At 25.0% G+C, this 22,265-nt stretch carries 18 protein-coding genes and 3 pseudogenes; 10 read left to right on the top strand and 11 right to left on the bottom strand.

What is annotated here, in order from left to right; translation table 4 throughout:
- Positions 1–25: 25 nt before the first annotated feature.
- The 6 genes from ACQH20_RS07010 to ACQH20_RS06985 all read right to left on the bottom strand — a co-directional run bounded on the left by ACQH20_RS07010 (position 26) and on the right by ACQH20_RS06985 (position 4,434).
- The gene (locus ACQH20_RS07010; RefSeq protein WP_425377008.1) at positions 26–682 is read right to left on the bottom strand and encodes an IS3 family transposase; all 657 of its coding nucleotides are present in this window, start codon (positions 680–682) and stop codon (positions 26–28) included.
- Between the two features lie 70 nt (positions 683–752).
- Positions 753–1,991, bottom strand: a complete 1,239-nt coding sequence (locus tag ACQH20_RS07005) for an IS256 family transposase (protein WP_425377597.1) — start codon at positions 1,989–1,991, stop codon at positions 753–755.
- Between the two features lie 82 nt (positions 1,992–2,073).
- Entirely contained in the window at positions 2,074–2,628 is a 555-nt protein-coding gene (locus tag ACQH20_RS07000) for a hypothetical protein (protein WP_425377007.1), read from the bottom strand.
- A gap of 61 nt (positions 2,629–2,689) precedes the next feature.
- Positions 2,690–3,094: a hypothetical protein gene (locus tag ACQH20_RS06995; protein ID WP_425377006.1), complete on the bottom strand. Its 405-nt coding sequence runs from the start codon at positions 3,092–3,094 to the stop codon at positions 2,690–2,692.
- A 189-nt stretch (positions 3,095–3,283) separates the two neighbouring features.
- Positions 3,284–3,862 (bottom strand): guanylate kinase, encoded by a 579-nt coding sequence (gene gmk / locus ACQH20_RS06990; protein WP_425377005.1) that lies wholly within the window; start codon positions 3,860–3,862, stop codon positions 3,284–3,286.
- Positions 3,863–3,876: 14 nt separating this feature from the next.
- Positions 3,877–4,434, bottom strand: a complete 558-nt coding sequence (locus ACQH20_RS06985; RefSeq protein WP_425377004.1) for an RsmD family RNA methyltransferase — start codon at positions 4,432–4,434, stop codon at positions 3,877–3,879.
- A 101-nt stretch (positions 4,435–4,535) separates the two neighbouring features.
- On the opposite strand from ACQH20_RS06985, the gene def reads away from it, so the two are divergent.
- The 5 genes from def to ACQH20_RS06960 all read left to right on the top strand — a co-directional run bounded on the left by def (position 4,536) and on the right by ACQH20_RS06960 (position 9,929).
- A complete protein-coding gene (def, locus tag ACQH20_RS06980; RefSeq protein WP_425377003.1) occupies positions 4,536–5,126 on the top strand; it encodes a peptide deformylase in 591 nt (196 codons plus the stop codon).
- 160 nt (positions 5,127–5,286) lie between these two features.
- Entirely contained in the window at positions 5,287–6,999 is a 1,713-nt protein-coding gene (locus tag ACQH20_RS06975) for a ribonuclease J (protein WP_425377002.1), read from the top strand.
- A gap of 583 nt (positions 7,000–7,582) precedes the next feature.
- Positions 7,583–7,945, top strand: coding sequence for a hypothetical protein (locus tag ACQH20_RS06970; protein ID WP_425377001.1), 363 nt, complete (start codon positions 7,583–7,585; stop codon positions 7,943–7,945).
- Between the two features lie 48 nt (positions 7,946–7,993).
- Positions 7,994–8,629, top strand: coding sequence for an IS3 family transposase (locus ACQH20_RS06965; RefSeq protein WP_425377000.1), 636 nt, complete (start codon positions 7,994–7,996; stop codon positions 8,627–8,629).
- 82 nt (positions 8,630–8,711) lie between these two features.
- A complete protein-coding gene (locus ACQH20_RS06960; RefSeq protein WP_425377599.1) occupies positions 8,712–9,929 on the top strand; it encodes an IS256 family transposase in 1,218 nt (405 codons plus the stop codon).
- Positions 9,930–9,986: 57 nt separating this feature from the next.
- On the opposite strand, the pseudogene ACQH20_RS06955 reads toward ACQH20_RS06960, so the two are convergent.
- Both ACQH20_RS06955 and ACQH20_RS06950 read right to left on the bottom strand, forming a co-directional pair.
- Positions 9,987–10,730, bottom strand: a pseudogene (locus ACQH20_RS06955) (IS256 family transposase); the annotation flags it as partial.
- Positions 10,731–10,872: 142 nt separating this feature from the next.
- The gene (locus tag ACQH20_RS06950) at positions 10,873–11,451 is read right to left on the bottom strand and encodes a hypothetical protein (RefSeq protein WP_425376999.1); all 579 of its coding nucleotides are present in this window, start codon (positions 11,449–11,451) and stop codon (positions 10,873–10,875) included.
- A 432-nt stretch (positions 11,452–11,883) separates the two neighbouring features.
- On the opposite strand from ACQH20_RS06950, the gene ACQH20_RS06945 reads away from it, so the two are divergent.
- Positions 11,884–12,981, top strand: a complete 1,098-nt coding sequence (locus ACQH20_RS06945) for a hypothetical protein (RefSeq protein ID WP_425376998.1) — start codon at positions 11,884–11,886, stop codon at positions 12,979–12,981.
- Between the two features lie 104 nt (positions 12,982–13,085).
- Positions 13,086–14,855 carry an excinuclease ABC subunit UvrC gene (uvrC, locus tag ACQH20_RS06940; protein WP_425376997.1) on the top strand — a complete coding sequence of 590 codons (1,770 nt, stop codon included), beginning with the start codon at positions 13,086–13,088 and terminating at the stop codon, positions 14,853–14,855.
- Between the two features lie 152 nt (positions 14,856–15,007).
- Here the strand turns inward: uvrC and ACQH20_RS06935 are convergent, their stop codons facing one another.
- Entirely contained in the window at positions 15,008–15,133 is a 126-nt protein-coding gene (locus ACQH20_RS06935) for a hypothetical protein (RefSeq protein WP_425376996.1), read from the bottom strand.
- A 6-nt stretch (positions 15,134–15,139) separates the two neighbouring features.
- On the opposite strand from ACQH20_RS06935, the gene ACQH20_RS06930 reads away from it, so the two are divergent.
- The 3 genes from ACQH20_RS06930 (at position 15,140) to parC (ending at position 21,086) form a co-directional block, all read left to right on the top strand.
- Positions 15,140–16,318: an IS3 family transposase gene (locus tag ACQH20_RS06930; RefSeq protein WP_425376543.1), complete on the top strand. Its 1,179-nt coding sequence runs from the start codon at positions 15,140–15,142 to the stop codon at positions 16,316–16,318.
- 311 nt (positions 16,319–16,629) lie between these two features.
- Positions 16,630–18,552, top strand: a complete 1,923-nt coding sequence (gene parE, locus ACQH20_RS06925) for a DNA topoisomerase IV subunit B (RefSeq protein WP_425376995.1) — start codon at positions 16,630–16,632, stop codon at positions 18,550–18,552.
- Between the two features lie 20 nt (positions 18,553–18,572).
- Positions 18,573–21,086, top strand: a complete 2,514-nt coding sequence (parC, locus tag ACQH20_RS06920) for a DNA topoisomerase IV subunit A (RefSeq protein WP_425376994.1) — start codon at positions 18,573–18,575, stop codon at positions 21,084–21,086.
- 97 nt (positions 21,087–21,183) lie between these two features.
- Here the strand turns inward: parC and ACQH20_RS06915 are convergent.
- Both ACQH20_RS06915 and ACQH20_RS06910 read right to left on the bottom strand, forming a co-directional pair.
- A pseudogene (locus ACQH20_RS06915) lies at positions 21,184–21,504 on the bottom strand (IS30 family transposase); the annotation flags it as partial.
- 98 nt (positions 21,505–21,602) lie between these two features.
- Positions 21,603–22,145: pseudogene (locus ACQH20_RS06910) on the bottom strand (helix-turn-helix domain-containing protein); the annotation flags it as partial.
- Positions 22,146–22,265: the final 120 nt, after the last annotated feature.

Genomic DNA, 22,265 nt, shown 5'->3' with positions numbered 1-22,265 from the left:
AATAAAAGTAACCTTTTATTAAATTTTATAAAATAGCGTTTGTAAGTGTTAAATTTATAGGTATGAAGTAATTATTTGTTGGTTTGGAATGAGCTAATCGATATTCGATTGGACTCATTCCTTTTAATTTTATTTGAGGTCGATAATTATTATAAAAGTAAATATATTTAGGTAAGTTGTCTTGTATTCATTCAATAGTTCTATTTTTTCTTGGAATTTGATATAGAAATTCTGTTTTCATTGTTCCAAATCAAGTTTCAGTAGCACCATTATCACAGGAATTACCTCTTCTAGACATTGAAATTTTTATTTTTAATTCATCACATAAAATTTTATAAGAAGGATTTGTATAGTGAAATCCTTGATCTGATTGTAAAATTCATGAAGTAGGTTTTTGAGCATTAACTCAAGCTTGGATAATGTTTTGGACAACAAATGTCATGTCTAAACTTGCACTTATTTTATAATCTAATATTTCATTATTATGAAAATCTTTAACAATTGATAAATAATATGTTTTACCATTAGTTAATAAATAAGTTATATCAGTACCTAATTTTTCATTTAAATTAGTAGTTGAAAAATCACGTTTTAATAAATTATCATATCTTAAACTTCCTGATTTAGTTCTATAATCAATTTTTTTTATGCGAACCTTAGCTTTTAAACTCATATTTTTCATATATCTATATACAATATGAAATTTTAATTGAGGCTTTTATGTAATCTGTGTATCTTTGTTTTACAAAGTACTAGTTTAGATTAATTCTATCTTCAAATTTTATCATAAAATGAGCAATTGCTGTATTTCAATTTTGAATGGGCATTGTTCATTTTTTTGTTATATTTTCAATTGCTAAATAAAATATTTTAAAAACTGCCATATCATTAGGAAAAACTTTTTTATTTCTGATAACTTTTCGTAATTGACTATTTACAGATTCAATAGCATTTGTTGTATAAATCACTCTTTTAATTTCTGCAGGATAACTAATAAAAACAATTAAATTATCTCAATTTTTATATCAAGATTTAGCAATTTGAGGATATTGTTTATTTCACTTATTTTCAAAGGATTCTAAAGCCTGCATTGCTTGTTCTTCACTACATGCAGTATAAATTGGTTTTAAATCTGCAACTAGAGATTTTCTATGCTTATATGAGACATATTTCAAACTATTTCTAATTTGATGAACTATGCATAATTGATGTTCTGTTTTAAGATAAACTGATTGTATTGCTTCTGACATGCCTGTTAAATTATCACTGCAGGCAATAAGAATATCATTTAAGCCACGATTTTTCATTTCTGTTAAATTTGCTAATCAAAATTTAGCACCTTCATTTTCACTAATTCATAAACCTAAAACATCTTTTTTACCTTCTAAATCAACTCCTAAAGCTATATAAACTGATTTATTAATAATCCTTTTATCTTGTCGTACTTTCACTATTATGCAATCAAAATAAACAATCGGATAGACACTTTCTAATGGTCGATTTTGCCATGCTTTTACATCATCAATAACATCATCAGTAATTTGACTAATAACACTTTCACTAATATCAGCACCATGATATAACTCTTGTAATTGCATTCTAATATCTGATAATGTCATACCTTTTGCATATAAAGAAAGAACTTGTTGATCAAAACCATCAAATCTTCTTTGTCTTTTTGCAACTATTACAGGATTAAAATTACTATTGCGATCTCGTGGTACATCAATCTCAATTTTACCTTGTTGAGTTATTAATTTTTTTGAACTTATACCATTACGAGCATTGTCACTATTACTATGTTGATTCTTATCATATCCTAAATAATTTTGCATCTCAGAATTCAACATTTTTTCTACTAATCTTTTTGTTAATTCTTTATACAATCCTCCCTCTTTAAAAACTGTTGTTAAATCTTCAGTATTTTCTAATAATAAATCTACTGCTTTTGATATTGGATCATTATTATTAATATTTTGCTTTTTAGCCATCTGTAACTCACTCTTTCTAGTCATTTAATTATATTTACTAGAATTAATTAAACATAGTTATTTTTGTAAGTTACACAGATTACTAAACATTACCTTTTAATTTTAAATTATAAATTTTGTTAATTCATAAAGTTATCATTTTATAACCATAAATTTCTTGAAATTCATAAAAAATATTTTTAATTATATTAGTTAAAAATGTATCTCATTTATTAAATTCATTCATTCCATTCTTAATTAACTTATAATATCCTGATTTTGAAACATTTAATAATCAACATAAATAACTAATCTGATATTTTTTCTTCAATGAGAAAATCACAAAATATTTCTTCTTTTTTGTCGATTTTTCTAAATACTTTTTTATATCGTTCATTGCCTCAATATATTCAATTAATTCTTGTTTTGTCATTTCATTAAAATTTAAAGATTTGGGTCGACCTGTTCTTTTGGTTTTTTTAGCACGAATTCCATTGCCATATTCTAAACCTTTTTCACCTAATAATTTATATGCTTTAATTCATTCTTTTATTGATGATCGACCAATACCATACTCTAATGCGGTTTTATCAATTGTTTTAATTTTACTTATTTTTATTATTTTTAACTTTTCTTCTTTTGATAGTCATTTAGCCATAAAAAAATGAACACCTTCCTTAAAGTATTTTTAACACAAAGGTTACAATTCTGTGTCTACTTTATTCTAGATGTTCATTTTCAATTAATTTTAGTGAATTTGATAGTTTTTCATGTAATCATACTGATGCTACTGATATATCTGTGATTGTTACTGTTGCTGGTTCTGTTTTTAATTTTTCTAATTTTTCTGATGCATTTGATAATTGTTCTTCTAATTTTTTTAAAGATTCTACTAATTCTTTTAATGTTTCATCTTCTCATACTTTTTCTTTTAATGTTTGTAATGTTTGTAATACTTTTAATGCTGTTAATACTTTTGTTTCTAATGTTTTTACTTGATTTTCTATCTTATCTTTTGCTTTATTTTTTCTCTTACTGGTTTTGATTGATTCTATTCCTTCAGATATTACTTTTCCTAACCCGACTACTGTTTTTAGCAAGATTGCAATTGATTTAGCGTCCATATTTTATTCACCTTTTCTAATTAAATAAAAAAATCTATTACTTTAAAATTAAAGAAATAGGATTTAAAAAAAACTTGATATTAAGTTTATAAAATTATTGTATTATAGTTTTCTATACTATTATATTTTTATACAAATTAACATCGTTAAATGTTTTTAATATTTAATTCTAAACTATCAAATCAAAAACTAATTAATATTATTTTTAATAATATCTGTTATTTCTTTAACAGCAATATCTAAGTCATCGTTAATAACAATATAATCATATTCATGTTGAACTTTAAATTCTTCTTTTGCTTTATTTAACCTTTTCTCAATAATTGCTTCTGACTCACTAGCACGCATACGAATTCTTTGTTCTAATTCTTGATAAGAAGGAGGCATAATAAAAATACTCATAATATCATTGCGATGTTCATAATTTTTTAAAACTTGACTAGCACCATCAACCTCAATTTCCAAAATAACGTTATAACCTTGATTTTGCGAATTTAAAACATAACTCTTACTAGTACCATAGTAATTACCAATAAAATTTGTATATTCTAAAAAATCATTACCTTTAACATGATTTAAAAAAGTTGATACATCAACAAAAAAATAATTAATGCCATCTTGTTCTTTATTACGTGGTTTTCTTGTTGTCATCGAAACTGAATATGCTAAATTTAATGATTTATCATCAAATAATTTAGCAATAATTGCACCCTTACCAACACCACTTGGTCCAGAAAGAATAATTAATTTTCCTTTTTTTTGTGCCATTTACATTCTACTTTCTACTTTTCATAAAATTGAATTATTTTAATATATATTTTACCGTATTTTTTATTAGATACTACTTTAAAATGGAAATTTAATTGTAAATTTTCAAGTGGTACATTTGTTTCTAAAACAATTAAAGCATTATTAGCAAGTAAATTATTTTTATAAAAGAAATCAATAATTCACTGTTGACAAGTAATATTTGTAAACGGTGGATCAATAAAAACAATATCACATTGTTGTACTAGTGTTTTACTAAAAATTTGATAATCCAAATTACTTAATTTAACTTGTTCTTGTAAATTACAAGCAAAACAATTTTGATTAATAATATTAAAAGCAGCTTTATTAATATCATTTGCAAAAGCAAAATTTGCCCCCCGTGATAAACTTTCAAGAATTAAATTACCACTTCCAGCAAATAAATCAACAACAATTTTATCTTCAAAACTACAATAATTTAACATAATATTAAAAATATTTTCTTTAATTCGATTTAATGTTGGCCGTGTTGATAAACCATCTAAAGTAATTATTTTTTTTCCTTTTAATTTTCCAGCAATAATTTTCATTTTTTCTCCAAAATTTAGTTTATAATAACTTTATCATTAAATTTGATAAAAGCAAATTAGTTTAATTTATTATTTATTACAAACTGATGAAAGGATCTGCAATGTTAAAAAAATTACAAAACGAAGTACCATCAGCATCTTGAATTACTGAAGATACAAAACCTAGTTTATTAAAACCTTGTGCTGATGTTATTTTACCCTTAACACTTAAAGATAAAAATATTATGAAACGTATGATTGATTGAGTAAAAGCATCACAAGATAAAGAATTTAATGCTAACAACATTTTAACCGAAGCTATTGGTATTGCTGCACCACAAATTGGAGAAAATATAAAAATGTATTATATTTTATTACCAATTCCTGATAAAAATGAAAAGATTATTTACTATGAACATGCATTAATAAATCCAAAAATCATTGGTAAAAGCGAACAAATAGCTTATTTAAAAAAAGGTGAAGGTTGTTTAAGTGTAACTAATCACCCTCATGAAGGTTTAGTTCCACGTAGTTATAAAATCAACGTTACAGGTTATGACTATTTAAAAAAGAAAAAAGTAACTTTAACTGTTAGAGGTTATGAAGCAATTGTTTTTCAACATGAGCAAGATCATTTAGAAGGAAAACTCTTTTATCATCACATTAATAAGGATAATCCTTGACTTAATGATGATAAATGGATTATGATATAAAGTAGAATGATAAACTTAAGTTTTTAAATTGTTTTATTATAGTTAAATATAATATACCAAATAAGTAATAAGTAAAAACATGATAAAATTCATTACATTTTTTTATGTTATGTTTTATGTTATTTCCTTATAATTTTAAAATGAATGAAGGAGAAAAAATATGAGTGATACACCCACAAAAAATAGTATGCCAGTTAAAAAGTTCGTCACGAAAATCTTTGCGCTTGGTGGGCTAGAAGAAGTTGGAAAAAATACTTATGTAATTGAACAAGATAATGAAATTATTATTATTGATGCTGGAGTAAAATTTGCTGATGCTTCTATGCCAGGAATTGAAGCAGTAATTCCTGATTATAGTTACCTAAAAGAAAATAAACATAAAATTAAAGGAATATTTATTACTCATGGTCATGAAGATCATATTGGTGGTATACCATACTTATTAAAAGAAATTAGTGATATTCCAGCTATTTATGCTCCTAACTTAGCAGCAGCTTTAATTCGTCATAAAATTAAGGACAAAGGAATAAAATCAAAAATAAAAATAAATATTGTTGATGGTAATAGTAAAATTAAAACTAACAGATTTATTATTAGTTTTTTTGCTGTTAATCATTCAATTCCTGATGCATATGGAATTTGTGTAGAAAATTCAAATGGAACTGTTGTAACAACAGGTGATTATAAATTCGATTGAACACCTTTAGGTCATAAAGCAGATATTGATAAAATGGCACAAATGGGTCAAAAAGGAGTAACATTATTTTTAGCAGATTCAACGAATGCTGAAGTACCCGGTTATACAATGACAGAAATGCTTGTTGTTAAAAGAATTAGTGAAATATTTGCTAAAGCAAAGGGCAGAATTTTAATTTCTACTTTTGCTTCTAATGTACACCGTTTACAACAAATTATTGAAGTTGCAACAAAACATAATAGAAAAGTTATTGTTGTTGGAAGAAGTTTAGAAAGAATAGTTAATGTTATTCGTCAAATGGGACATTTAAAAGTTCGTGATAGTTCATTTATTAAAGCAGAAGAAGCTAAAAAATATGATAATAATCAAATTGTTATTATTTGTACGGGTTCCCAAGGTGAACCAATGGCAGCATTATCAAGAATTGCTAATCGCGAACATCGTCAAATAAAAATTATACCCGGTGATACAGTAATATTCTCTTCATCAGCAATTCCCGGTAACCGTGCTGACGTTGAAAGAGTAGTTAATAAACTAACACGACTTAGTGCGATTGTTGAAGAAAATTCACCATTAAATTGATTGCATACTTCTGGTCATGCTTCACAAGAAGAACAAAAATTAATGTTAAATTTAATTAAACCATCATACTTTATGCCAATGCATGGTGATTATCGAATGTTAAAAGTTCATAAAGAAACAGCTGTATCAATTGGAATCCCTGAAGAAAATATATTTATTTGTGCTAACGGTGATCCAATTATTATGGATAATGGTAAATGTTCTTTAAGCGATAAACGCATTGCTGCTGATCCTATTTATGTTGATGGTGGTAAAGATATGTCAGGAGTAACAACTGCTGCAGTAATCCGTGATAGACAAATTCTTTCTAAAGATGGTTTAATTGCAATTGTTGTTTCTATTGATTCACAAAATAATAAATTATTAGCACCACCAACGTTTATTTCTCGCGGTTCTTTCTATGTTCGTGATGCAGCACCTTTAGTATCTGAAGCAATATCATTACTAACAAAAGCTATTAATGAAGTATTAAAAAGCGAAAGACCTACTTTTGCTACAATAAAAAATGCTATCAAATCAACATTAGCACCTTATATATTTAAAAAGAAAAGAAGAAACCCTTTAATTATTCCTGTTATATTAAATAAAAAATAGTTTTTAAAACTTTTTTTTATTTTTTTGATATATTTTATTAAACATAATTAGCATTGAATATGATGTTATTATTAAGGGTTAACTATTAATTCTTCTCCTACAAGAATCATAACTTCAGCGATTTTAAATCTAACTGTAATTTTATCATTGGCCATAAAATTACCTGTTGATTTATCATTTTTTTGTTACTAATAATTTTTGGATTCCAAAGATTGTTTTAACATTATCTTTAGAATTATCTAACATTGAAGTCAAATCACTCTTAATTTGAAATTTACTTACTGATTGACCTACTTTAAATTCATTTTGAAAATTACTATTAAAATCTGTTTTTTAATTGGAAACATATCATGACCAACTACTCCGTTTGGACTTGTTTTTATAACTACTTTATATTTATCAGTTTTTGTAACACCATTTGTAAAAATTATATTATATGAACCTTTTACAATGTAAAAATCATTTTTGTCTGTTACTGGATTTAAATCAACATTAATATTTGAAATTGAACATCTAGAATAAAGTAGACACAGAATTGTAACCTTTGTCTTAAAAATACTTTAAGGAAGGTGTTCATTTTTTTATGGCTAAATGACTATCAAAAGAAGAAAAGTTAAAAATAATAAAAATAAGTAAAATTAAAACAATTGATAAAACCGCATTAGAGTATGGTATTGGTCGATCATCAATAAAAGAATGAATTAAAGCATATAAATTATTAGGTGAAAAAGGTTTAGAATATGGCAATGGAATTCGTGCTAAAAAAACCAAAAGAACAGGTCGACCCAAATCTTTAAATTTTAATGAAATGACAAAACAAGAATTAATTGAATATATTGAGGCAATGAACGATATAAAAAAGTATTTAGAAAAATCGACAAAAAAGAAGAAATATTTTGTGATTTTCTCATTGAAGAAAAAATATCAGATTAGTTATTTATGTTAATTATTAAATGTTTCAAAATCAGGATATTATAAGTGAATTAAGAATGGAATGAATGAATTTAATAAATGAGATACATTTTTAGCTAATATAATTAAAAATATTTTTTATGAATTTCAAGAAATTTATGGTTATAAAATGATAACTTTATGAATTAACAAAATTTATAATTTAAAATTAAAATTTCATATTGTATATAGATATATGAAAAATATGATTTTAAAAGCTAAGGTTCGCATAAAAAAATTTGATTATAGAACTAAATCAGGAAGTTTAAGATATGATAATTTATTAAAACGTGATTTTTCAACTACTAATTTAAATGAAAAATTAGGTACTGATATAACTTATTTATTAACTAATGGTAAAACATATTATTTATCAATTGTTAAAGATTTTCATAATAATGAAATATTAGATTATAAAATAAGTGCAAGTTTAGACATGACATTTGTTGTCCAAAACATTATCCAAGCTTGAGTTAATGCTCAAAAACCTACTTCATGAATTTTACAATCAGATCAAGGATTTCACTATACAAATCCTTCTTATAAAATTTTATGTGATGAATTAAAAATAAAAATTTCAATGTCTAGAAGAGGTAATTCCTGTGATAATGGTGCTACTGAAACTTGATTTGGAACAATGAAAACAGAATTTCTATATCAAAATTCCGGTAATGTTTAGTAATCTGTGTAACTTACAAAAATAACTATGTTTAATTAATTCTAGTAAATATAATTAAATGACTAGAAAGAGTGAGTTACAGATGGCTAAAAAGCAAAATATTAATAATAATGATCCAATATCAAAAGCAGTAGATTTATTATTAGAAAATACTGAAGATTTAACAACAGTTTTTAAAGAGGGAGGATTGTATAAAGAATTAACAAAAAGATTAGTAGAAAAAATGTTGAATTCTGAGATGCAAAATTATTTAGGATATGATAAGAATCAACATAGTAATAGTGACAATGCTCGTAATGGTATAAGTTCAAAAAAATTAATAACTCAACAAGGTAAAATTGAGATTGATGTACCACGAGATCGCAATAGTAATTTTAATCCTGTAATAGTTGCAAAAAGACAAAGAAGATTTGAAGGTTTTGATCAACAAGTTCTTTCTTTATATGCAAAAGGTATGACATTATCAGATATTAGAATGCAATTACAAGAGTTATATCATGGTGCTGATATTAGTGAAAGTGTTATTAGTCAAATTACTGATGATGTTATTTATGATGTAAAAGCATGGCAAAATCGACCATTAGAAAGTGTCTATCCGATTGTTTATTTTGATTGCATAATAGTGAAAGTACGACAAGATAAAAGGATTATTAATAAATCAGTTTATATAGCTTTAGGAGTTGATTTAGAAGGTAAAAAAGATGTTTTAGGTTTATGAATTAGTGAAAATGAAGGTGCTAAATTTTGATTAGCAAATTTAACAGAAATGAAAAATCGTGGCTTAAATGATATTCTTATTGCCTGCAGTGATAATTTAACAGGCATGTCAGAAGCAATACAATCAGTTTATCTTAAAACAGAACATCAATTATGCATAGTTCATCAAATTAGAAATAGTTTGAAATATGTCTCATATAAGCATAGAAAATCTCTGGTTGCAGATTTAAAACCAATTTATACTGCATGTAGTGAAGAACAAGCAATGCAGGCTTTAGAATCCTTTGAAAATAAGTGAAATAAACAATATCCTCAAATTGCTAAATCTTGATATAAAAATTGAGATAATTTAATTGTTTTTATTAGTTATCCTGCAGAAATTAAAAGAGTGATTTATACAACAAATGCTATTGAATCTGTAAATAGTCAATTACGAAAAGTTATCAGAAATAAAAAAGTTTTTCCTAATGATATGGCAGTTTTTAAAATATTTTATTTAGCAATTGAAAATATAACAAAAAAATGAACAATGCCCATTCAAAATTGAAATACAGCAATTGCTCATTTTTGGGGACTTTCCTAAAAACTGTGTTTTTTAAATAAATTTTAGTTGTAAAATCACTAAGTTACACAGATTGCTGGAAAGTCCCGTTAAATCACTGCAGGCAATAAGAATATCATTTAAGCCACGATTTTTCATTTCTGTTAAATTTGCTAATCAAAATTTAGCACCTTCATTTTCACTAATTCATAAACCTAAAACATCTTTTTTACCTTCTAAATCAACTCCTAAAGCTATATAAACTGATTTATTAATAATCCTTTTATCTTGTCGTACTTTCACTATTATGCAATCAAAATAAACAATCGGATAGACACTTTCTAATGGTCGATTTTGCCATGCTTTTACATCATCAATAACATCATCAGTAATTTGACTAATAACACTTTCACTAATATCAGCACCATGATATAACTCTTGTAATTGCATTCTAATATCTGATAATGTCATACCTTTTGCATATAAAGAAAGAACTTGTTGATCAAAACCTTCAAATCTTCTTTGTCTTTTTGCAACTATTACAGGATTAAAATTACTATTGCGATCTCGTGGTACATCAATCTCAATTTTACCTTGTTGAGTTATTAATTTTTTTGAACTTATACCATTACGAGCATTGTCACTATTACTATGTTGATTCTTATCATATCCTAAATAATTTTGCATCTCAGAATTCAACATTTTTTCTACTAATCTTTTTGTTAATTCTTTATACAATCCCCCCTCTTTAAAAACTGTTGTTAAATCTTCAGTATTTTCTAATAATAAATCTACTGCTTTTGATATTGGATCATTATTATTAATATTTTGCTTTTTAGCCATCTGTAACTCACTCTTTCTAGTCATTTAATTATATTTACTAGAATTAATTAAACATAGTTATTTTTGTAAGTTACACAGATTACTAAACATTACCAATAACTTTGTAAACTACATTATATAAATTAATAGAAAAATTTAAAATTTAAAAATTTCATGGATTATAATGTCCTTTACCTTTTATTTTTGCTGCATTTTCTGCTTCTGCACGTTCTCTTCTTTGTCTTTCATCTTCTTCAGCTGCTCTGGCGCGTTCTCTTAATTCTTTAGCTCTATCTTCTTTTAATTTTTCTTGAAAAATTTTTTCTCGTTTTGCTTCTCTTTCTATTCTTTGTTTTTCCATATATTCATTTGCTTCTTTTACACGTTGGCTTTCTTCTTCAGCTTTTCTATTTTTTTCTTCTCTTTCTCTTTCTTCTTTTTGTTTTTGTCTTTCTTCTCTTTCGGCTTTTAATCTAGCTTGGTCTCTTTCAATTTTTCGTAGTTGTTCTGCTTGTTTTTCGGCTTCTCTTTGTCTTTCTTCTCTTTCGGCTTTTAATCTAGCTTGGTCTCTTTCAATTTTTCGTAGTTGTTCTGCTTGTTTTTCGGCTTCTCTTTGTCTTTCTTCTCTTTCGGCTTTTAATCTAGCTTGGTCTCTTTCAATTTTTCGTAGTTGTTCTGCTTGTTTTTCGGCTTCTCTTTGTCTTTCTTGTTCTTCTTTTTTATTTTTATTAAAACCCCACATTGTTTATGTCCCCTTTAAAATTAGAAAATAAAAACCCATTTTACTTTAAATAAAGCAACGGGTAAAACTTATATTAAGTTTACAATGATTATATAATATTATATAAATTAATTGTTAAATAAATATAAATAAGAAAATGGGGACTTTCCAGCAATCTGTGTAACTTAGTGATTTTACAACTAAAATTTATTTAAAAAACACAGTTTTTAGGAAAGTCCCGAAAAATGATTTATTTTAAATTTTTAAAATCTAGAAAATAATGAATATGAAATTTAAATAATACATTTTTTATGATAAAAGTATTAAAAAATTAATATTGTTTTTTTGCAATAATAAATCAAAAATCGATTATAGAAAGATATTACATATATCAATTATGTTATACTATTTTTATTAGTTATTTTGTGGAGAATGTTAAGAGGTGATGTTCTTATGATTAAAAATGGCATTAAAATATCAAAATCTCAATCTCGTGGTGATGAAGTTGGATTACTTTTTTTCTTATTAGTAATCTTCTTTTTCCTAATAGTTAGTTTAACTAGATTTTCAATAATTGGTAAAGTACTTGATGATTTTCTTTTTTCTTTTTTATTTGGGTGAATGAAATATGCTGTTTATTTCTTTCTTTTTTTAATGATTATTCCTTTAGCTTTTGGTTATCGCATGCAATTTAAATTGAAGTATATTTTTGTTTATTTTTTATTTTTAGTGATTAGTTGTTGGACAACGCAAACTTTAACTTTAATAATTTTAGGAAAGAATAATTTATGAACTAGTTATTATAATTTAAACCTATTAAATATTAGTGAAATATACGTTAAAACATGATGAAACACAAATGGTATAAATAATTATCTAGGTTTTTTTGCTTCACCAATTTCTTTTAAAGATTTTAGTGTTGAAACCTTTTTTCCAGCATATGCTACTGGTGGCATTATTAGTAATGTTTTAATAGGTATTTTTAATTATGGTTTTTTTGTTACTAATTTAATTGCAAACTTTATTAGTATTTTTTCTTTAACTTGTTTATTTATTTTTAATAAACCTTTTATTTTCTTTAGCAAAATGAAACAAATTATTAAACAAATTATTAAACAAATTATTATTAATAATAAAAATAAAAAGCAAAAAAATAAAATAAATGCTGATTTAAAACAAAAACATATTAAGTTAAAAAAAGAAAAATTATTAATTGATAAACAAGTTAAAAAATCTTTTAGAAAAGAAAATAATTTCAATAAGGAATCAAAGAAAGAACCACTTATATCACCAGTAAAAAAAGCAGAAATAAAACAAAATGAAATAAAACAAAATGATAATAGTGACATTATCAATAAACCTTCTTCGCCTATTGTTTATTTTAATGAAAATAGTTATTTAACTCCTTTTGGTAAAATTGACCCTGAAAAACAAAAAGATGTAATGAGTAATAGCAAAGGTACTCTGGTAGTTAAAAAAAGTTTAGAAGATAGTATTTTAAATCGTGAAATTCTTAATGATAACGAAACTATTATTAATAACGAATCATAAGTAATTAATAATGAATAAAATTAAGAGTTTACTTTAGGATAAAACATTATATTAATGTTAAAATCAAAGTATCTTTTAATTTGTTAATAAATTTAGGTGAACTAATGGCAGAAAAATCTTTACTACAAATGAAAATTAAACTTTTACCTAATATTGCTGGATGTTATTTATTTAAAGATATACATAATAATTTAATTTATGTTGGTAAAGCTAATTCATTAAAAAAACGAGTAACTTCATATTTAAATAAAGCCAGTAATTTTAAAACAATGTTATTAGTTAATGATATTCATGATGTTGAATACATTACGACATCTAATGAAAAAGAGGCTTTAATTTTAGAACAAACATTGATTAAAAAACATCATCCTAAATATAATATTTTGTTAGCAGATGATAAAAAATATCCTTATATTCAAATTACTAATAATCGCGATCCACAATATCGTTATGTACGTAGTGCTACTAAAAAAGAGGGACATTATTATGGACCATTTCCAGATGGTACTGGTGCGCGTGAAATTTTAAAGTTATTGGAACGAATTTTTCCATTACGAAAATGTGCTGGTAATCTTGGTAAACCTTGTTTATATTATCATTTACAGCAATGTTCTGGTGCTTGTTTTAAATCAGTACCTATTACTTATTATGAAGATATGATTAGTAAAATTGATCAATTTTTCAAAGGGAATGTTACTGCAGTTAAAAAAATATTAATTAATAATATGAATATTAGTGTTGAAAACTTACAATTTGAAAATGCTAATCGTATTAAAATTTTGTTATCAAAAATAGATTTATTTTTATCACAACAAGTTGTTGAGTTTCAAGATTATGGAAATCGCGATTTTATTAATTTTTTAATTGAAGATGAAATGGTTGTTTTAATTACTTTATTTTATCGTAATGGTAAATTGCAAGCTAAAGATGAACAAATAGTTCAAAATAATTACTTAGAAATTCAAGATTTAATTCGTAATTATTGTCAACAACTATATAGTAAAAATACATTGCCAAATGAAATATATTTACCATCAAATATTGATTTAAAACAATTAAAATTATTATTTCCACAAATAAAATTTATTAATCCAATTAAAGGAACAAAAGAACATATTTTAACATTGGCAAAAACCAATGCCATTTACGCATGAAATAATTATTTACAAACTAATCAATTTAATGAACCGTTAAATATGATGAAAGTATTATCACAATGATTAAAAATTCCTAATTTAAATCATTTAGAGGTTTTTGATGTTTCTAATCTTCAACAAAGTGCTAGTGTTGGCGGTATGATTGTTTATAAGAATGGTAATCCTAGTTTTAATGATTATCGCAAATTTTTATTAGATCCAAAAATTATTGATGATTATCATCGTTTTTGTGAAATGATTTATCGTAGATATCATCACTTAGTTATTAATAAATTGCCACTTCCTGATTTAATTATTGTTGATGGTGGAAAACCACAAATTAGTGCTACATTAGAACAACTAACATTATTAAACTTAACAATTCCTATTATTGGATTAGTTAAAAATAAAAAACATCAAACTGATAAAATTATAAATGATAAAATGCAAATTATTAATATTCCTAAAACTGATGCTTGTTTTTTATTTTTGAGTAAATTACAAGATCAAGTTCATAATTATGCAATTAAATATCATAAAACAAAACGAAGTCAATCAATGATAAGTAGTGTTTTATCATCAGTACCAGGAATTGGTTTACAATTACAAAATAAAATATTACAGCAATTTCCAACTTGACAATTATTGCAAAATGCTACAAAAACAGAACTTTCATCATTAGTTAAATCAAAAGTAATTTTAGAAAAACTATGAAAAGAATTACATAGTTTTGAATAATATATTATTAAGAAATAAATAATAACATAAATAAGATATTTATCTAAGTTACTAATGTAAAAATATTAAAAATTAGATAAAAAATATCTTAATGTTTTAAGAGGACTTTCCTAAAAACTGTGTTTTTTAAATAAATTTTAGTTGTAAAATCACTAAGTTACACAGATTGCTGGAAAGTCCCATAAAACTATAATCTTTATAAGATTATGAACATCTAGAATAAAGTAGACACAGAATTGTAACCTTTGTGTTAAAAATACTTTAAGGAAGGTGTTCATTTTTTTATGGCTAAATGACTATCAAAAGAAGAAAAGTTAAAAATAATAAAAATAAGTAAAATTAAAACAATTGATAAAACCGCATTAGAGTATGGTATTGGTCGATCATCAATAAAAGAATGAATTAAAGCATATAAATTATTAGGTGAAAAAGGTTTAGAATATGGCAATGGAATTCGTGCTAAAAAAACCAAAAGAACAGGTCGACCCAAATCTTTAAATTTTAATGAAATGACAAAACAAGAATTAATTGAATATATTGAGGCAATGAACGATATAAAAAAGTATTTAGAAAAATCGACAAAAAAGAAGAAATATTTTGTGATTTTCTCATTGAAGAAAAAATATCAGATTAGTTATTTATGTTGATTATTAAATGTTTCAAAATCAGGATATTATAAGTGAATTAAGAATGGAATGAATGAATTTAATAAATGAGATACATTTTTAGCTAATATAATTAAAAATATTTTTTATGAATTTCAAGAAATTTATGGTTATAAAATGATAACTTTATGAATTAACAAAATTTATAATTTAAAATTAAAATTTCATATTGTATATAGATATATGAAAAATATGAGTTTAAAAGCTAAGGTTCGCATAAAAAAATTTGATTATAGAACTAAATCAGGAAGTTTAAGATATGATAATTTATTAAAACGTGATTTTTCAACTACTAATTTAAATGAAAAATTAGGTACTGATATAACTTATTTATTAACTAATGGTAAAACATATTATTTATCAATTGTTAAAGATTTTCATAATAATGAAATATTAGATTATAAAATAAGTGCAAGTTTAGACATGACATTTGTTGTCCAAAACATTATCCAAGCTTGAGTTAATGCTCAAAAACCTACTTCATGAATTTTACAATCAGATCAAGGATTTCACTATACAAATCCTTCTTATAAAATTTTATGTGATGAATTAAAAATAAAAATTTCAATGTCTAGAAGAGGTAATTCCTGTGATAATGGTGCTACTGAAACTTGATTTGGAACAATGAAAACAGAATTTCTATATCAAATTCCAAGAAAAAATAGAACTATTGAATGAATACAAGACAACTTACCTAAATATATTTACTTTTATAATAATTATCGACCTCAAATAAAATTAAAAGGAATGAGTCCAATCGAATATCGATTAGCTCATTCCAAACCAACAAATAATTAGTTCATACCTATAAATTTAACACTTACAAACGCTATTTTATAAAATTTAATAAAAGGTTACTTTTATTGTCCACTTTTCTTGACAAGTTCATTATTATATTTATTTTTTTTATATTTATTTTATAACTGTTTTATTAATAATTAAAAATTATTAGATAAATATTTATTTTAAATGTATTATATTAAATTTTATATAGAAACCTTTAACTTTAAATTATAAAATTGATTTAGTTCTTTTATCGACATTATCTTTAAATAAATAAATATATGATAAAATGAAAATGAAATAAATTGTAGTAAGGAGTTTTTTTCATGGCAAATAAACCAAAAAGCAGTGTTTATAATGAATCATCAATTCAAATTTTAGAAGGTCTAGAAGCAGTTAGAAAAAGACCTGGAATGTATATTGGTTCTACTGATAATCGTGGTCTTCATCATCTAGTTTGAGAAATTGTTGATAATGGTATTGATGAAGCATTAGCTGGCTTTTGTACTAGTATTGTTGTTACTATTAATGTTGATAAGTCAGTTACTGTTGAAGACAATGGTCGTGGTGTTCCAACTGGTATGCATGCTTCAAAAAAAAGTACTCCCGAAGTTATTTATACGGTTTTACATGCTGGTGGAAAATTTGACACTAATAGTTATAAAACCTCGGGTGGTTTACATGGTGTTGGTGCTTCAGTAGTAAATGCTTTAAGTAATTGAATGATTGTTACTATTCATCGTGATAAAAAAATTCATGAAATTAAATTTAAAAATGGTGGTAAGATTGATCAAAGTTTAAAAATGATTGGTAGCACTTATAAAACAGGAACTAGGGTACAATTTTTACCTGATTTTCATCGTGTTTTTCTAGGTTGTGATTGAAATGTTCATTTATTTGAACAACATTTACGTGAAAGTGCTTTTTTAATTAATGATTTAAGTATTCAATTAATTGATAAGAGGACAGGTACTGAAGAAACTTTTCATTATGAAAATGGCTTAGTTGCTTTCATGCAATATTTAAATAAAGATAAAAAAAATTTATCACCAATTGTTAGTTTAAAAGGTAAACAAAATAATATTGACGTTGAAATTGTATTACAATATACTGAAGATTATAGTGAAACGTTAGTAGGGTTTGCCAATAATGTTAAAACTGTTGATGGTGGAAGTCATTTAGTTGGTTTTAAAAGTGGTTTAACGAAAGCTATTAATGAATATGCAAGAAAACAAGAATTATTAAAAGCAAAAGATAAAAATTTAGAAGGTAATGATTTGCGAGAAGGTTTGGTTGCTATTGTTTCGTTGCGTATTCCTGAAAATTTAATTCAATATGAAGGTCAAACAAAAGGTAAATTAGGAACGCCTGAAGCAAGAATTGTTGTTGATAATATTGTTAATGAAAGATTTTCATTTTGACTTCACGAAAATAGTGATGCTGCTAAAAAAATTATTGATAAAGCCATTAAGGCTCGTGATATTCGTAATGCTTTAAGAAAAGAACGCGAATCATTGCGTAATAAAAGTAAAGATACGCAAAAATTTTTAGTAGGTAAATTGGTGCCTGCACAAAGTAAAAATCCTAACATTAATGAATTATTTTTAGTGGAAGGAGATTCCGCTGGTGGCAGTGCCAAGTCAGGTCGTGATCGTAAGTTCCAAGCGATATTACCGTTAAAAGGAAAAGTAATTAATGCCGAAAAAACTAAAGTAATTGATCTTTTTAATAATGAGGAAATTAGTATGATTATTAATGCGATTGGTGCTGGTGTTGGTAACGAATTTAGTATTGAAAATTGTAATTATAATAAAGTCATTATTATGACTGATGCCGATACTGATGGTGCCCATATTCAAATTTTATTACTAACTTTTTTCTATCGTTATATGCGAGATTTAATTACTTCGGGTAATATTTATATTGCATTACCGCCTTTATTTAAAATTTCTTTTAAAGAAGAAGAGCAAGAGAAACATGTATATGTTTGAAATGAGTTAGAATTAAAAGATAAAGTTGAAACAATTAAAGGTAAATATGACCTGCAACGTTATAAAGGTTTAGGAGAAATGAATGCTGAACAATTATGAGAAACAACTATGGATCCAAATGTCCGTCAATTAATTAAAATTACTATTGAGGATGCTCTATCAGCAGAAACAGAAATTCAAATATTAATGGGTGATAAACCAGAAAAAAGACGAAAATGAATTGAAGAAAATATTTCTTTTGAAGCTAGTGATTATTAAGAAAAAGGAGTTTATAAGTTATGAATAGTAAAGAAGAGATTCAACAAAATAATGAACAAATTTTATCTTATCCTATTGATGATATTGTTGCAGAACGTTTTGGTCGATATGCCAAATATATTATTTTAGAACGAGCATTGCCCGATATCCGTGATGGTTTGAAACCAGTTCAACGTCGAATTTTGCATGCTATGAATGATTTGGGTTTAACCAATGATAAAGCATATAAAAAAGCAGCTCGTGTTGTTGGAGAAGTAATTGGTAAATATCATCCTCATGGTGATACAGCGGTTTATGCTGCGATGTGTAGAATGGCACAAGAGTGAAAGGTAGCATGACCATTAGTACAAATGCATGGTAATAAAGGTTCAATTGATGGTGATAATCCTGCTGCGATGCGATATACAGAAGCACGTTTATCATTAATTTCAGAATTATTATTGAAGGATATTAAGAAAAATACTGTTAGTTTAATTAAAAATTTTGATGAATCAGAAACAGAACCAACAGTTTTACCTGCCTATTTTCCAAATTTATTAGTAAATGGTGCTTCTGGAATTGCTGTTGGAATGGCAACTAATATTCCACCTCATAATTTACAAGAAGTAATTAATGCAATTGTCATGAGAATTAATAATCCACAATGTAATTTAAGCGAATTAATGCGTGTTATTAAGGGTCCTGACTTTCCAACTGGAGGAATTATTCAAGGTATTAAAGGTATTAAAGAAGCTTATCGTTCTGGTAAAGGGCGAATTGCAATTCGTGCTAAAACTCATATTAATAATGAAGGTGAAATTCCACAAATAATTATTACCGAAATTCCATTTGAAGTTATTAAACAAGATTTGATTAAAAAAATTGATGATGTTAAAACATTAGCAAAAATTCATGGTATTAAAGAAGTACGTGATGAAACGGATCGTTTTGGTTTACGAATAGTTATTGATTTAGTAGAAGATAGTAAACCGCAAGAAATTTTAAATTATTTATTTAAAAATACCAATTTACAAATTTATTATAACTTTAATTTAGTAGCAATCGCTAACAAAAAACCAGTACAAATGAGTTTAATTAATATGTTAGATTTTTATATTAATCATCAAATTGATGTTGTTACTAAGCGTTCACAATATGACTTAGCACAATTAGAACGAAGATTAGAGATTGTTAATGGTTTAGTTATTGCATTAAGTGAAGTTGATAAAGTAATTAAAATTATTAGAACATCAACTGACCGTATGCAAGCAAAATTAAATTTAATATCAGCTTTTAATTTTACTGATATTCAAGCAGAAGCAATTGTACAATTGCGTTTGTATCGTTTAACTGCTACTGATATTCAATCATTAGTTTTAGAAAAAGCAGATATTGAAAGTAAAATTATTGTTTTACAAGAAATTCTTAATAATGAAAATTCACTACGTCAAGTTATTATTACTGAGTTAGAACAAATTAATTCTCATTTTTCTGGACTAAGAAAATCACAAATTCAAGGTGAAATTTCTGAAATTACAATTGATGAAAAAGCAACATTGCGACAAGAAAATGTATTTGTTAGTATTAGTTATGATGGTTGAATTAAGGTAATAAGTAGTAAAGTATTTTTACAAAATCTTGATTATCAAGATTTTGGACGTAAGCCAAATGATGTTATTATTGGTGGAGCAATGTTCAATAATTTTAATAATTTATTATTTTTTACAAATAAAGGTAATTATTTTTTAATACCAATTTTTAAATTAGAAGAAAATAAATGAAAAGATAATGGTATTCATGTTAATACGTTATGTAAACTTGAAGGAAATGAAAAAATTATTAGTGTTGCGCAAGTTAATAGTTTTGAACAGCCAAATGTAAATATAGTAGTCGCTACTAGATATGGTTTAATTAAAAGAATGCAACTTTTAGAGTTAGCAACTACTAGATTTAATAAAACCGCCAAATATGTTAAGTTAAAAGAGAACGATAGTGTTATTAGTGTTAATAGTACTACCGGTCATGATTTTATTGTTATTAGTACTCGCAAGGGTATGACTTTAAAATATTTAGAAACGAAAGTTCCATTATTAACTAAAACTGCAACAGGTGTTAAAGCTTTGAAAATTAATTCTGAAGAAGATGAAGTGGTAGGAATGGCTTGTGGTAATAGTAATGATATTTATGCAATGTTAACATCAGTTGGAACAATTAAACGAATGTTATTCAATACTATTGAACAAACTTCACGAACAACAAAAGGTAATAAAGTAATAAAAGTTCCTAAAAGTAAAAGTATTAGTATTATTAAAACCTTCTTATCACCAGCAACATCTTTTATTAATATATTAACGAAAAAAGAAAAATGATTAGTGATTAAAGCAAGTGACATTAATCTTAGCAAGGTAAATGAAGGAACTGGCAAAGTAGTTGCTGATGATATTATTGCTGGTGGTAATAATTTAGTGATTGATTTAAAAACTGATGTTATTGATGCTGATATATCATCAATATCAGAAAATTTTAATACAAAAGAAAGCAACAATGGTATTTAAAATAAACTTTTTTATTGAAAATTATGAACTTTTTTAAAGAATTAGTTTTTTTGAATTTCCTGAATTGTAAATATAAATGGGACAAATGGGACAGTTTTTAAAATAATTGTATTAAGTCTATTGGGCTTTTATAAGATAGTGATTTTCTGGGTGTAGAATTAATTTGAAATGCTATAGCATTTAAGTCTTTTTGTTTATATAAAGATAGATCTGTAGATTTTGGTAAATATCTTCTTAAAATATCATTATTATTTTCATTTAAACCTCTTTGACAAGGTTTGCCAGGATCTGCAAAATAAATCTTAACATTGCAAATTTTTTCGATTAATTTTCATTTACTAAATTCTTTACCACGATCAAAAGTAATAGTTTTAACTGTTCCTTTTTGTAACTTTGAAATAAATTTTATTATACTTTTTGATTTTTGGGACTTTCCAGCAATCTGTGTAACTTAGTGATTTTACAACTAAAATTTATTTAAAAAACACAGTTTTTAGGAAAGTCCCAAAGTCCCAACTTTTTATGATCTTTACCAATGATAGTATCACCCTCTAAATGACCAAATTCTTGTATATTTTTAATATTAGGAATGATTAAATTTCTTTCATGAATAGATTTACAATTATTAATTCGTCCTCTAGTTTCTTTTCGTTTATGAGGTTTATTTTTTTCTTTTCTCAATAAGTTATTTTCATCAAAACCCATTCGATTTGTTTTAAACATGTTATATAAAGTTTTTGTTGAAATACTTTTTATTTTATTTTCCTTTAAAAAATTAGCAATTATATCAAGCGCATAATTTTTAGTAATTAACAAATAATTAATAGTATTAATTTCTGTTAAAGTTAAAATTATTAATTTTCTACCTGCATTTTGCTTCTTTTTTTGAATTTGATTCAATATTTCTAATGGTAATAAGTTTTGATTTAATAATCTGCAAACTCTATGTACAGTTGATTTACTATAATCAACAGTTTTTGCTATTTTACGAATTGAAAATTCATAACTTTTATATTCTTTTATTGCTATTATTGATTCAATAGTCAAATACTTATACATTGTGCTAATTCCTTTCTTTTCTTAATTATAGAATTAACACAATTTAATTTTTATATAAATGTCCTTTTTAATTTTACAATTCAGGTTTCATAATATAAATTTAAATAATAATTTTAGTTA

The organism is Spiroplasma endosymbiont of Aleiodes alternator, from assembly GCF_964031135.1.
In the GTDB taxonomy this organism is placed as follows: domain Bacteria; phylum Bacillota_I; class Bacilli_A; order Mycoplasmatales; family VBWQ01; genus Spiroplasma_E.
The sequence above is the reverse complement of the archived record's forward strand: the minus strand, read 5'-3'. Positions and strand labels throughout refer to the sequence as shown.